At 38.7% G+C, this 13,683-nt stretch carries 13 protein-coding genes and 1 other RNA gene; 8 read left to right on the top strand and 6 right to left on the bottom strand.

Annotated features, from left to right (window positions below; genetic code table 11):
• Positions 1–163 precede the first annotated feature (163 nt).
• Both BQ4443_RS05435 and BQ4443_RS05430 read left to right on the top strand, forming a co-directional pair.
• Positions 164–835, top strand: a complete 672-nt coding sequence (locus BQ4443_RS05435; RefSeq protein ID WP_071058320.1) for a GntR family transcriptional regulator — start codon at positions 164–166, stop codon at positions 833–835.
• 96 nt (positions 836–931) lie between these two features.
• A complete protein-coding gene (locus BQ4443_RS05430; RefSeq protein ID WP_071057811.1) occupies positions 932–1,966 on the top strand; it encodes an IS481 family transposase in 1,035 nt (344 codons plus the stop codon).
• An 89-nt stretch (positions 1,967–2,055) separates the two neighbouring features.
• Here BQ4443_RS05430 and BQ4443_RS05425 read toward each other — a convergent pair whose 3' ends face one another.
• The 5 genes from BQ4443_RS05425 to BQ4443_RS05410 all read right to left on the bottom strand — a co-directional run bounded on the left by BQ4443_RS05425 (position 2,056) and on the right by BQ4443_RS05410 (position 7,333).
• Positions 2,056–4,269, bottom strand: coding sequence for an NADP-dependent isocitrate dehydrogenase (locus tag BQ4443_RS05425; RefSeq protein ID WP_071058261.1), 2,214 nt, complete (start codon positions 4,267–4,269; stop codon positions 2,056–2,058).
• A gap of 224 nt (positions 4,270–4,493) precedes the next feature.
• Positions 4,494–5,693, bottom strand: coding sequence for an MFS transporter (locus BQ4443_RS05420; RefSeq protein ID WP_218118027.1), 1,200 nt, complete (start codon positions 5,691–5,693; stop codon positions 4,494–4,496).
• Positions 5,693–6,520: a 5-methyltetrahydropteroyltriglutamate--homocysteine S-methyltransferase gene (locus BQ4443_RS05415; RefSeq protein ID WP_256330902.1), complete on the bottom strand. Its 828-nt coding sequence runs from the start codon at positions 6,518–6,520 to the stop codon at positions 5,693–5,695. The genes BQ4443_RS05420 and BQ4443_RS05415 overlap by 1 nt, the downstream gene beginning before the upstream one ends.
• Positions 6,521–6,590: 70 nt before the next feature.
• Positions 6,591–6,836, bottom strand: a complete 246-nt coding sequence (locus tag BQ4443_RS12605; protein WP_256330901.1) for a hypothetical protein — start codon at positions 6,834–6,836, stop codon at positions 6,591–6,593.
• Positions 6,837–7,045: 209 nt separating this feature from the next.
• Positions 7,046–7,333, bottom strand: a complete 288-nt coding sequence (locus BQ4443_RS05410) for an SWIB/MDM2 domain-containing protein (RefSeq protein ID WP_023950353.1) — start codon at positions 7,331–7,333, stop codon at positions 7,046–7,048.
• A 139-nt stretch (positions 7,334–7,472) separates the two neighbouring features.
• Here BQ4443_RS05410 and pyrC point away from each other — a divergent pair, with 139 nt between their 5' ends.
• Complete coding sequence (gene pyrC / locus BQ4443_RS05405; RefSeq protein ID WP_031274392.1) at positions 7,473–8,531, top strand: dihydroorotase; 1,059 nt, start codon at positions 7,473–7,475, stop codon at positions 8,529–8,531.
• A gap of 21 nt (positions 8,532–8,552) precedes the next feature.
• Positions 8,553–9,245: an O-methyltransferase gene (locus tag BQ4443_RS05400; protein WP_071058260.1), complete on the top strand. Its 693-nt coding sequence runs from the start codon at positions 8,553–8,555 to the stop codon at positions 9,243–9,245.
• A gap of 113 nt (positions 9,246–9,358) precedes the next feature.
• Here the strand turns inward: BQ4443_RS05400 and BQ4443_RS05395 are convergent, their stop codons facing one another.
• Positions 9,359–10,879: a catalase gene (locus BQ4443_RS05395; protein ID WP_071058259.1), complete on the bottom strand. Its 1,521-nt coding sequence runs from the start codon at positions 10,877–10,879 to the stop codon at positions 9,359–9,361.
• Positions 10,880–11,118: 239 nt separating this feature from the next.
• Here BQ4443_RS05395 and rnpB point away from each other — a divergent pair.
• The 4 genes from rnpB to BQ4443_RS05375 all read left to right on the top strand — a co-directional run bounded on the left by rnpB (position 11,119) and on the right by BQ4443_RS05375 (position 13,676).
• Positions 11,119–11,501: RNase P RNA component class A (gene rnpB / locus BQ4443_RS05390), an RNA gene on the top strand.
• 449 nt (positions 11,502–11,950) lie between these two features.
• Positions 11,951–12,379 carry a division/cell wall cluster transcriptional repressor MraZ gene (gene mraZ, locus BQ4443_RS05385; RefSeq protein WP_173391498.1) on the top strand — a complete coding sequence of 143 codons (429 nt, stop codon included), beginning with the start codon at positions 11,951–11,953 and terminating at the stop codon, positions 12,377–12,379.
• Positions 12,379–13,374 (top strand): 16S rRNA (cytosine(1402)-N(4))-methyltransferase RsmH, encoded by a 996-nt coding sequence (gene rsmH, locus BQ4443_RS05380; RefSeq protein ID WP_071058258.1) that lies wholly within the window; start codon positions 12,379–12,381, stop codon positions 13,372–13,374. Before mraZ ends, rsmH begins: the two co-directional genes overlap by 1 nt.
• Positions 13,371–13,676, top strand: coding sequence for a cell division protein FtsL (locus BQ4443_RS05375; protein WP_071058257.1), 306 nt, complete (start codon positions 13,371–13,373; stop codon positions 13,674–13,676). Before rsmH ends, BQ4443_RS05375 begins: the two co-directional genes overlap by 4 nt.
• Positions 13,677–13,683: the final 7 nt, after the last annotated feature.

The following is a 13,683-nucleotide window of genomic DNA, read 5'->3' as shown; positions in this document are numbered from 1 at the left end:
CTTTGAATACTTTTGTATATTATTGTACACAAAGATAGAAAAACTGCAAGTGTATTTGAATGAGTAAAGAATAAAGTGTATGATTGTTTATCATTTATTATTACTAATTATTTATATGACATTGAGGAAAAAGAAATCATCAAATGGGAGTACCGATAAGTCTATGACAGACTTAGAAGGAGATTCTTACGATAAAGGTTTAACAGTGGCAGATCAGGCATATGATCATATTATCAATGCATTGGCAGATGGGAGCATGTTCCCTGGTATGCGTGTAAAAGAAACTGAATTGGCAGCTCGTTTAGGGATTAGTAGAACACCGATTCGTGAAACTCTAGCACGCTTGGTTAATGAGGGATTAGTGAGTAACGATCCTAGGAGAGGATTAATTATTACCGAGTTGGATCAAAGTATGGTAGGTGAGCTCTATGAGATGCGTAGAGTTTTGGAAAGTACCGCAGCTGGATTAGCGGCTAGGCATGCGACAGATGTTGAGATATCTGTTCTTAGAAATATCATGGAAAAAGATTTAACCGAGACGAATCCCCAGACTATTGCTAAGAATAATAAGATTTTTCATCAGGTTTTATATACATGTGGGCATAATCGATATTTATTAAAAACCTTACAAGCATTACAAAATTCGATGTTACTGCTTGGTACAAGTACTTTAGAAAATAAAGAACGGGCTACTCAAGCACAGATAGAACATCAGCAAATAGTAGAGGCACTTGAAGCCCGTGATGCGATAAAAGCAGCACAGATGGCAAGTGATCATATTAGTAATGCTTATAAAGAGCGATTAAACAAGTTTTTATTTAAAAATAAATTGTAGAAGTTCAGACCAAATCTGACAAATGAGTTGCAAAAAAGAGAGTTTCCCGTTTGAATAAGAGGTGCGAATCTTTTAAACAAACAAAAGGAAACTCTCATGTTACATACTACCAATAATGTGATTAAACATAAAGCAGGACTGCTTAATTTAGCAGAGCAATTAAAAAATGTGTCGCAAGCATGCAAAATTATGGGCGTATCGAGGGATACATTTTATCGCTATAAAGAATTGGTTGAAGAAGGCGGTATAGAGGCACTCATTGATCGTAATAGACGGGTGCCTAACCTTAAAAATAGAGTGGACGAAGCCACTGAGTTAGCGGTGATAGAGATGGCGATTCATTATCCTGCCTATGGTCAACTAAGAATTAGCAATGAGTTGCGTAAACAGGGAATATTTGTATCACCTAGTGGTGTTCGTTCCGTTTGGTTGCGGCACAACTTGGAGAACTTTACCAAACGTCTAAACGCCTTAGAGGCGAAAGTACAGCAAGAAGGAATTATTCTGAATGAGCAACAAATACAAGCTCTTGAACGCAAGAAAGATGAAGAGCAAGCCATGGGTGAGATTGAAACCGCGCATCCTGGCTATTTGGGTTCACAAGATACCTTTTATGTGGGGCATTTAAAAGGGGTAGGACGTATTTATCAGCAAACATATGTCGATACTTACAGTAAAGTAGCGCATTGTAAGCTATACACCTCTAAAACCCCTATTACTTCTGCAGACTTACTTAATGATCGTGTATTACCTTTTTATGCAGAGCATGATTTACCTGTATTACGCATTCTGACAGATAGAGGAACAGAGTTCTGCGGTAAGGTAGAGCATCATGATTATGAGCTTTATCTAGTTATTAATGAAATTGAGCATACAAAGACTAAGGCTCGATCACCTCAAACCAATGGTATTTGCGAGCGCTTCCATAAGACCATTTTGCAGGAGTTTTATCAAGTAACGTTCCGCAAAAAACTCTATGCTGATTTAGATAGTTTGCAAAAAGACCTAGACGAATGGCTTGATTTCTATAATAATGAACGAACTCATCAAGGAAAGATGTGCTGTGGGCGAACACCCATAGAAACATTGATTGATGGTAAACAGATTTGGAACAGCAAAAAGCTGAGCTAAATCTAATCTGACAGACACCGCTTGTCAAACGGGGAACTGTCAGATGAAGTCTGAACTTCTACAAATAATGAGTTCTTAACTTAAAACAATTAAATGCTATCAATAATGCTATTTAATGTAGCAGATGGACGCATTGCTGCAGAAGTCGCATTGAAATCAGGTTGATAGTAACCTTTGATATCTTTTGCTGATCCTTGAGAACCAATCAATTCTTCGTTGATTTTTGATTCTTGTTCTTGCATAGCTTTTGCTACAGGTGCAAATTTAGTAGCTAACTCTGCGTCTTTGCTTTGATTTGCTAATGCTTCAGCCCAGTACATCGCTAAATAGAAATGAGAGCCACGGTTATCGATAGTACCAAGTTTACGTCCAGGTGATTTATCGTTATCTAGGAATTTAGCATTTGCTTCGTCCAATGCATCTGCTAATACTTGTGCTTTAGCATTTTTTTGTGTTTCGGCAACATGCTCTAATGAGGCTTGTAAAGCTAAAAACTCACCCAATGAATCCCAACGTAAGTAACCTTCTTCGATGAATTGCTCAATATGTTTTGGAGCAGAGCCACCTGCACCTGTTTCAAATAAACCACCACCGTTCATAAGAGGAACAATAGAAAGCATTTTAGCTGATGTACCAAGCTCTAAAATTGGGAACAAGTCAGTTAAGTAGTCACGAAGCACATTACCTGTTGCTGAAATTGTATCTTCGCCTTTGCGGATACGAGCAATTGAGAATTTGCATGCTTCTACAGGTGAAAGAATGCGAATATCTAAGCCGTTAGTATCAAACTCTTTGAGGTAAGTCTCAACTTTAGCAATGATTTCGCGATCATGAGCACGTGCACTATCTAACCAGAATACGACAGGTGTATTGGATAAACGAGCACGGTTAACGGCAAGTTTGACCCAGTCTTTGATAGGAGCATCTTTTGTTTGGCACATACGGAAAATATCGCCTTGAGCAACATTGTGCTCCATAAATACGTTGCCAGCCGCATCAACAACACGAATAACGCCGTCAGTTTCTGCTTGGAAAGTTTTATCGTGTGAACCATATTCTTCCGCTTTTTGAGCCATTAAACCCACGTTTGGTACTGAGCCCATCGTAGCAGGATCATAGGCGCCGTTTGCTTTGCAGTCATCAATAACAGCAGTATAGATACCAGCGTAGCAACGATCTGGGATTAAAGCAAAAGTATCTTGTTGCTTACCGTCTTTATTCCACATTTGACCTGAGGTACGAATCATGGCAGGCATTGATGCATCTACAATAACGTCAGAAGGAACGTGTAAGTTAGTGATACCTTTGTCAGAGTTGACCATAGCAATGGCTGGACCATTTTCAATAGCTGCATCAATAGCCGCTTTTACTTCAGCTTCTTTTGCATGTCCTGCAATTTTTTCATAAAGTTCGCCTAAACCATTGTTTGGATTAATACCTAATTCAGCAAATAAGTCGGCGTATTTAGTGAATACGTCTTCGAAGAAAACAGATACTACAGCACCAAAAATGATTGGGTCAGAAACTTTCATCATAGTAGCTTTTAGGTGTACAGAGAATAATACACCAGCGACTTTAGCTTCGTCTTTTGCTTTTTTTACAAATGCTTTTAAAGCTTTGAGGCTCATCACAGATGAGTCGATGACTTCACCAGCTTTAAGATTAGTTAATGCTTTTAATTCTTTAACTGCACCATCTTTTGCTACAAATTCAATTTTGAATTGTGTTTCGTTAGGTACAGTGACGGATTTTTCAGAACCATAAAAATCACTATCATCCATGTGGGCAACTTTTGTTTTTGAGTCTTTAGACCAAGCGCCCATTGAGTGAGGGTGTTTTTTGGCATAGTTTTTTACAGCTTTTGGTGCACGACGGTCTGAGTTACCTTCACGTAATACAGGGTTTACCGCAGAGCCTAATACTTTTGAATAGGCTGCTTTGATCGCTTTTTCTTCATCAGTTTTTGGATCAGCGGGATAATCTGGTACAGCAAAACCGTGTTTTTGTAATTCAGCAATTGCCTCATTTAATTGAGGAATAGACGCTGAGATATTTGGTAATTTGATGATATTTGCTTCTGGTTTCTTTGCTAATTCGCCTAATTCAGCTAAGGCATCGGCTGTTTTTTGATCCTCTTTTAAATAGCTTGATAAATTGGCTAGGATACGACCAGCTAAAGAGATATCCTTTGTTTCTACGTCAATACTTGCGGCAGAAGTAAAGGCTTTAACAATAGGTAAAAAAGAATATGTCGCCAACATTGGCGCTTCATCTGTTAGTGTGTATGTAATTTTTGCTGACATAATACAAACCCATAAAAAGTTTTAAAAATAAGCATTGAAGAGAAGCATTGGTTGCATCACTCATCATATATTTGTCTATTTTACACGGAAAACGACTTAACTCATATATAAGAGTTGAAGGAGTTTTATTTTTTAGCGATTTTTTGATTTCAGCAAAAAAATTGTCAGTGTTACAAATAGCATAATGAAGGCTGTGGTAAAGTAAATGTTTTCTTTGCTCCATCCTATTTGTAATAGATGACCTGCGAGGAGAGGAGAGAGAGGATTGAGCCTAAACGACCAACACCAATAGCAGCACCAACGCCTGTGCTACGATAATCAGCGTCGTAGAGGGTGGGATTAATTGTATATAATCCTGTGATACAACCGTTCATTAATGCACCAACAAGAATAGCTAGAGTAATAGCGATGGCTAAAATACTAGCGTTGACAAACCAAATGGCAGCAATAGCAGATAGTACAGTAAAAGCCATTAAAGTAGATTTTGCTGAGTATTTGCTGACGATAAACCCAAAAACAAGTGATCCGATAGTACCACCTAATGAGATTGCTATACCCACGGATTGGCTATGTGTCTTGCTCATTCCCGCAGTTTCCAATAAGGTTGGTGTCCAAGAGCTTACAAAGTAAAAACTAGACATTACTCCAATAAAACTTAACCAGATTAATACGGTCGTTACAAGGTTGCTCGGTTCAAAAAGACGGAAGAAAGAGCCCTTTTTTTGCTGAGGAGATATATCAACTAATGTCCATTCACCAGTTTTTTTTATTTTTTGGGCGATAGTTTGAAGTCTTTGTAATGCCTTGCTAGGACGCTTTGAGAGTAGATAGTCTACAGATTCGGGTAAAAAAGCAGTAATGGCTATAACAGTAATTCCAGTTAGAATAGCACCTGTTAGAAATACAGAACGCCAACCATAAGCTGTCTGTAATAAAATAGCAGACATTCCCCCCAAAGTAGCACCAATGCCAAAGCCGGCGGCATATATTGCAATAGCTAGACCACGCCATTTTTTATTTGAATATTCACTGACAATAACGTTTGTACATGGCAAAATCCCACCTACACCTATGCCTGTAAAAACACGCCAAAAAGTGATGCTTTCTAAACTAGAACAAAAATAGGTCATCAACATGCCTAATGAGGCGATCGCCGTTGAGGTAATCAATAGTGGACGTCGTCCAAACTTATCAGCGAAAGGAGCAAGAAAAAATGATCCTAATGCCATACCAATAAAACCAGCACTCATTAAAGTACCAATGTGAGCAGGTTGTAGATTTAACTCACCGCTAATACTTTTGGCAGTAAAAGCGATAGCGAGTACATCGAAACCATCTAGAATATTTAATAGGACAGCGAGAGATACAACTAGCCACTGATAGCCACTCATTGGGCTATCAGCAATTTTTTGACGCAAATCCATTATTTCCCCCAAACCTCTTCAGCGATATCACGAATGAAGGCTAATTTTTGCCATTGCTCCTCTTCACTGAGGATATTACCTTCTTCAGTAGAAGCAAAACCGCATTGTGGGCTTAAGCAAAGTTGATTAATATCAACAAATTGAGTAGCTTCTTTGATACGAGCAATAATATCATCGCGGTTTTCTAATGTTCCTGATTTAGAGGTTACTAATCCTAAAACAACTTGTTGATTTTTAATAAAACGTAATGGTTTAAAGTCACCAGCACGATCACTGTCGTACTCAAGGTAAAAACCGTCAACATGGCAGTTGGAAAATAAAATTTCAGCAATAGGCTCATAACCACCACTAGAGAACCAGGTCGAACGAAAATTTCCGCGACAAATATGCATAGTAATTGCCATATCAGCTGGAGCAGCTTGACGGATAGCATTAAGAACCTCTACATAGCGTTTTGCGACAGCATCTACATCCACACCTTGGGAAGTGTAGAGTGCACGTTTTTCCTCAGAGCAGAACTCCCCCCATGAGGTATCATCTAATTGTAATTGACGACACCCTAAGTCATAAAAGGCTTTGACAGCATCTAAGTAAGTCTGTGTAATATCTTGGAATAACAATTCTTGGTTATTTTTGTAACGATCAATGAGTTGTGGATTAGCTGTACGAACACACGTAATTAGGTGAAGCATGCTAGGTGATGGAATGGTGAATTTGATAGGATAACCATTAGCCTCTTTATGCAAACGTGTAAAGTGCTCCAAAAAAGGGTGTTCCGGATTCCATTCGACTTTATTCTCAATACGAAGTGTTACAGGACGGTGCATATGTGCTTAAAAGTTGTTGAGTATTTCTCTACATCTTCTAATGCCACACCTTTGAGATTATAGAGGAAGTCTAAGTGCCACCACGTATGACGTACTCACCATCACTTACGGCTTTTAAGCCAATTGCCTTTTGTTTTTGTACAAGTTTTTGAATTTCTTGGTCTTCTACGGTTTGTAATTGTTGAGGACTACATTCGCCACAAGCACATTGTTGGCGTGCTAGTTTGAGTGTTTCAGGACGTAGAAAGCTACCGACGATATCAAAACGGTAAGGGGCTTGTGTACGGAGTTTAGCATTAGGAAATAAAGTGTTCATTGTATTTGTTTAATTTGTTTATTTAAAAAATTCATGGAAATAGCAGTATATCAATATACGTGTGGACGATGAATAAGGTTGGACGTGATATTTTTTTCTGAAAAATATGAAAAATATTCATGTAATAAAAAAGCCTTATCGTATTAGATAAGGCTTCGTGCTATTAATATGCTTAGTCATTGATTAGCTAAGCAACAATAGTATGTTACTTATTTTAAATGTTGGCTAACTAGTTTAGTCATTTCGAACATAGAAACTTGGTCTTTGCCAAAAATAGGACGTAATTTAGCGTCAGCATTGATATTGCGACGGTTAGCGGCGTCTTGTAAGTTGTTAGCTTTAATATAGTCCCAAATTTTCTTAGTTACTTCTGTACGAGGTAAAGGAGTAGAGCCAACAACTGCGGCTAATTCTTTACTTGGTGTTAAAGGTTTCATGAACGCTGCGTTAGGTTTACGAGCTGGTTTTTTTTCTGCAGCAACTTTCTTTTCTGCCATTTATATACTCCTGTGTATATTTATAAAATGTGTGTACTGGGTGATTTTAAGCTATTTATTTATAAAAGAGCAATTTTCTTTTGGTAGAGTTTGTAAAATATTAACTATTGTGGATAAAAAACTAAGGATGGCACAGTTTATGCAGCTAACGGAACAAACAATTACATTTATACGTCCAGATGATTGGCATTTACATTTGAGAGATGGTGAGGCACTTTCTGCCGTACTGAAAGATACTGCTCGGCAATTTGCTCGGGCTATTGTGATGCCAAATTTAAAGCCTCCTGTAACGACTGTAGAGTTAGCAAAAACTTATAGAGACCGTATTTTGCAGGTGATGAAGCAACAGAATATCTCTGGTTTTGAACCGTTAATGACCTTATATTTGACGAATAATACTAGTATCGAAGAGGTGTTGAAGGTAGCTGACAGTGGTTTTGTTAAAGCGTTTAAATTATATCCTGCTGGTGCGACTACTAATTCAGATGCAGGAGTAACAGACTTGTTAGGGAACTGCTCTGCCGTATTAGAGATGATGCAGGAGAAAGGGGTTCCTTTATTAGTGCATGGTGAGGTTACAGATATTACCGTGGATTTATTTGATCGTGAAGCTGTATTTATCGATCGTGTAATGTTGCCTTTGCGTAAACGTTTTCCTACCTTAAAGGTAGTTTTTGAGCATATTACGACCAAGCATGGTGCTCAGTATGTGCGTGATGCAGAGGGACCTATTGGTGCTACGATTACCCCACAACATTTACTGTATAACCGTAATGCCATATTCCAAGGCGGTATTCGTCCGCATTATTATTGTCTGCCAGTCTTAAAGCGTGAAGAGCATCGTTTAGCTTTAGTTGAGGCAGCAACAAGTGGAAATAAACGCTTTTTCCTAGGGACGGACAGTGCTCCCCATGCTAAGGGTGCAAAAGAAGCGGCTTGTGGGTGTGCAGGTTGCTATTCTGCCTTGCATGCTTTGGAACTTTATGCGACAGCATTTGAAAAAGCAGGCAAATTGGATCAGTTAGAAGGTTTTGCAAGTTTAAATGGTCCTGCCTTTTATGGCTTACCTATTAATAAAGAGACAGTAACGCTTAAGCGTCAAGCATTTACTATTCCAGATGAATTAGGTTATGCTGACGGACAACGTTTAGTTCCCTTGGCTGCCGGCGAGTCCTTGGCTTGGTCTTTTGAAAATTAATTTAGTTTATATATAAAGAATATGCGTAGTGCTGTAATACCTTCACCTCTACCAGATGAGGTAGATGATCTTGTTTTTAAGCGTTTACATCAAGATGAAAAGATGTTTGATACCATTTTATCTTTTCATCGGACAAAACCTATTCCCAAAATTAATGTACCAGCCAATCATGGCAAATTCCTGAATTTTCTGATTCGCTTGATGGGTGCCAAACATGTGCTAGAAATAGGGACACTAGCGGGTTACAGCACAGTTTGGATGGCTAAAGATTTACCTGATGATGGCAAAGTAACAACAATAGATTTTGATGAAAATCATATCAAGATTGCTGAGCAAACCTTTGCGATGGTAAATATGCAAGAAAAAATTCGTCTACTACAGGGTAAGGCAATGGATTGTCTGGAGGACTTATTGAAGGAATATAAGCAAGGACTAATTCCTAGTTTTGATTTTATATTTATTGATGCTGATAAGGAAAATAATCAGTATTATTTGGATTATTGTATTGAAATGAGTCATTCTGGAACGGTAATTATTGCAGATAATATGGTTCGAGATGGAAAAATTATTACCGAAGATGATAAGGCACCTAATATTCGAGGGATTAGGCAATATTTGCAAAAATTGCAAGACAATCCACGCTTGGATTCTACAGTGCTACAGACAGTAGGGCACAAAGGGTGGGATGGATTTGCAATAACGATGGTGAAATAAATAGAATCCTTTTTTCTTTAATATGCTCAATTAGTGAAGTATTCTAAAAAGGTCTCGTTAATATCGGATAGATAACGAGACCTTTAGACTTAAAATATTATTAAGTATTAAGCTTATAAAAAGCTAGGTAAATTTTTAGCTGGATCATTTTCACGAGCGTCTAATGCATCCTTTACGCTCAGCCCTAGAGCTTTAGCGACTCCTGCCGCATAGTCAGGGTGACATTTTTCGCAGTTACGTATATGACGATATTTAATAAAATCAGGTGCATCTCCTAAAGCACGAGCTGTATTTCCAAATAAAGCTTCACGTTGTTCTTTAGTCATTAAATTAAACAATGCTCTAGGTTGGCTGAAATAATCACTGTCATCGTCACGAAAATCCCAATGATCAGCGTCACCATTGATTTTTAGTGGAGGCTCTTTATAGTTGGTTTGTTCTTGCCATTGGCTAAAACTATTTGGCTCATAATGAGGTAGGCCACCATAGTTACCATCAGCGCGACCTTGTCCATCGCGATGGTTGCTATGCACAGGACAACGAGCAGCGTTGACTGGAATTTGATGGTAATTGACTCCTAAACGATAGCGTTGTGCATCAGCATAGTTTACTAAACGTGCTTGCAACATTTTATCGGGAGAGACGCTAATGCCGGGAACAATAGTACTAGGTGCAAATGCAGCTTGCTCTACATCCGCAAAGAAGTTTTCTGGATTGCGATTTAATTCAAAGAAACCTACTTCAATTAGTGGGTAGTCTGCTTTTGGCCATACTTTAGTTAAATCAAATGGGTGATAAGGTACTTTTTCAGCATCAGTTTCAGGCATGACTTGTATATACATTGTCCATTTAGGAAAATCCCCACGTTCTATCGCTTCATATAAATCACGCTGATGGCTTTCACGATCTTTACCAATTAATGCTTCTGCCTCTGCATCTGTTAAGTTTTTGATTCCTTGCTGTGTTTTGAAATGAAATTTCACCCAGAAACGTTCTTGTTTGCTGTTGATAAAACTATAGGTATGAGAGCCAAAACCATGCATATGGCGATAAGAGGCAGGAATGCCTCGATCGGACATCACGATAGTTACTTGGTGCAGTGCTTCAGGCAAGAGAGTCCAATAATCCCAGTTATAAGTGGCACTACGTAAATTAGTACGAGGATCCCGTTTAACAGCTTTATTTAAATCAGGGAATTTGCGAGGATCACGGATAAAAAATACGGGTGTATTATTGCCAACTAAGTCCCAGTTTCCTTCTTCTGTATAAAATTTTAAGGCAAAACCACGAATATCACGTTCAGCATCAGCTGCACCACGTTCTCCAGCAACTGTGGTAAAACGAGCGAACATATCTGTTTTTTTACCTACTTCACTAAAAATTTTTGCACATGAATATTGGGTAATATCATTAGTTACCGTAAAAGTGCCAAAAGCACCAGAGCCTTTTGCGTGCATACGTCGCTCAGGAATTACTTCTCGTACGAAGTTGGCAAGTTTTTCGTTTAACCATAAATCTTGGGCGAGTAATGGGCCACGAGTACCTGCTGTCATACTATTTTGATTATCGGCAACAGGTGCACCAAACTGTGTGGTTAAATGAGTAATAGGGCATTTTTTGATGTCGTTAGTCATAATAAGCTCCTTTGGAGGTATTTGTGATTGGGAAGAAGTACTACTTAGGTATGAAATGATAGTCTACTTAGGTTTATGGTTATAGTAAAATTCTATTTTTTTATTTGATCGATAGATAAAAATTATAATTAATTGTGGATATCTGCTTCCATGTGACAATGTGACATAACCAAAACATGCTGAATTCATTTATCCAATATAATTCATTATTGTTATTATGATGTTACAATAACAAGTGCAAAGTAAGCTAGGCAATCGCGAATTATTAATTCGAGGAAAGTCCGGACTCCGTAGAGCGAGATAGCGGCTAACAGCCGTCCACTTAGCAATAAGTGAGGAATAGGGCCACAGAGACGAGACTATTATGTGGGTTTGTCCTCTGGATAAACACTGATACGGCAACTTCCGTATGGCGTTATGTCAATAACAGCATAGTAGGGTGAAACGCGGTAACCTCTATTTGGAGCAACATCAAATAGGCATACGCTAAGGGCTGCTCGTCCGAGTATGCGGGTAGATGGCTTGAGTACTTAAGTAATTAAGTACCTAGAGGAATGATTGCCGACCCATGAAGAGAAATCTTAAGGGTTTACATAATCCGGCTTATAGGCTTACTTTGTCTTTCTTTTTGGTGTATTACTGTCTATTTTTACTTATTATTCATTTTCTCTTCATTGAGTGGTTTTCCCTCATCATATCACCATACTTAACTCCCCCCTACATATCCTCTGATTTCTTTTATCTTTTTGTTTAAACCTACCCACGATTTGCTTTTAATAGTGGCTGAGGACTCTTTGTCTAGGCATACTCTTTGGCGTCTCAGAAAAAACACAGTCGCAATTGTTAAGTTTTGTAAGGTTTTTTGTGATTTTTAAGCTGTATTTAGCGTAATACTTTCAGTTAATTACATAAGCCTTTGATTTTATTAAACTTGAGTTAAGTAGTTGCATTGTTACTAATACATAAGTCTTTATTTTCATTGGAAAAAATGAAATTTCTGCTTGAAAAAGATAAATAAATGCATTAAAGTGGAGATAAGTAGGAAATTGTGTAAAAAAGTGGGATAAAATGATTTTTCAGGGTAACAGTTCACTCACGCTAGATACTAAGGGACGGATGACAATTCCGGCTCGGTATCGTGATGTGCTGTTAACAGAGTCTCATGGCAAGATAACCATCACACGAAACCTTGATGGTGGCTTGTTAATCTACCCCCGATTTGAATGGGAATCACGAAGAAAAATCATTATGGAATTGCCCTCTAATTCGCGAGGATTACAACGACTTTTGTTAGGTAATGCTCAAGATGTGGATATTGATGGTTCAGGACGAGTTCTGATAGCACCAGAGTTGCGTGACATTGCTGGTATTGTTAAGGATGTGGTCTTGGTTGGTATGGGTCAGAAATTTGAGTTATGGGCAGCAGATAAGTTTGCTGAACAGCAAATCACCGATTTGGCCTCCATTGATTTATCCCAATTAGATAGCTTTTCATTGTAATGGACACGATATTTACACATAAAACTGTCTTATTAAATGCGACAGTTAATGCCTTGGTAGCCCGCAACTTTAATGCAAAAGAGGAGTGGGTGCATCTGCCTGTGCCATCAGCTAAGGTGGATGGGGTGTTTGTGGATGGTACTTTTGGTCGTGGTGGTCATAGTCGTTATTTGTTGAGTCATTTGTCTGAATCAGCCAAATTGTTTGTGTTTGATAAGGATCCATTGGCGATACAAGAAGCACAGAGATTGCAGCAACAGGATCAGAGAGTGCACATCATACATGATGGATTTTCGACAATGCAGGAAGCTTTAAAAGAGCATGGTATTGAGAAAGTCCAAGGGATATTGTTGGATCTAGGTATATCATCGCCACAGATAGATGATGCGAGCAGAGGATTTTCCTTTATGAAGGAAGGTCCTTTAGATATGCGTATGGATACAACGAGAGGAATAACAGCACAAGAGTGGCTGGAAACAGCAGATATTAACGAAATTAAAGAGGTAATAAAAAATTATGGCGAAGAACGGTTTGCTTTCCAGATTGCAAAGGCGATTGAAAATCGCCGCAAATCCAGCCCTTTACACACAACGCTCGAACTTGCCGAGCTCGTCTCAGCCACAGTCAGGACGCGTGAGAAAGGCCAACATCCGGCCACACGCACCTTTCAAGCTATACGGATTTACCTCAATGAAGAACTCGAGGAGCTTTCACGCACCCTCGCGTCAATACTAAATTTATTAGCGCCTGAAGGGCGCATGGCGATTATTAGTTTTCATTCGTTAGAAGATCGTTTGGTGAAACAATTTATCGCAAAAGCAGTAAATCCTGCGGCGGCAATTTCTAGGCATTTGCCACTCAGGGAGAGTGAAATGCCCCAAGCGTTATTGAAAAGTTTTGGAAAAATTGTGGCAACAAAACAAGAAGTAGAAGAGAACCCTCGCTCACGGTCGGCTGTGTTGAGAGTAGCGGAGCGGACGGAGGTAGAGCAATGAAAGGTGTGGTCGCTGTATTAGTATTAGTCAGCATATTCATATATAGTGCGATGGATTTGATTACGGTTAGATATCAACAACGTTTGCTCTATAACGATTTGGTGCGTGCGCAAAATGTGGAACAAAAGCTCAATCAAGTGTGGAGCTATTTGCAGTTAGAGCGAGCCAATTTAACTAGTACAGCTTATATTAATACCGTCATGGCTCAAAAGCTAAATTTAAAACCAGCTGATATTGGACAGATTATTTATATAAAAGACTCTGAGTTACATAAACATAATTCAGTGATAGGGAAAGAGTAGTAAGGGG

Source organism: Pelistega sp. MC2 (assembly GCF_900099475.1).
Taxonomy (GTDB): Bacteria; Pseudomonadota; Gammaproteobacteria; order Burkholderiales; family Burkholderiaceae_B; genus Taylorella; species Taylorella indica.
This window is presented reverse-complemented; position numbering and strand designations above follow the sequence as displayed.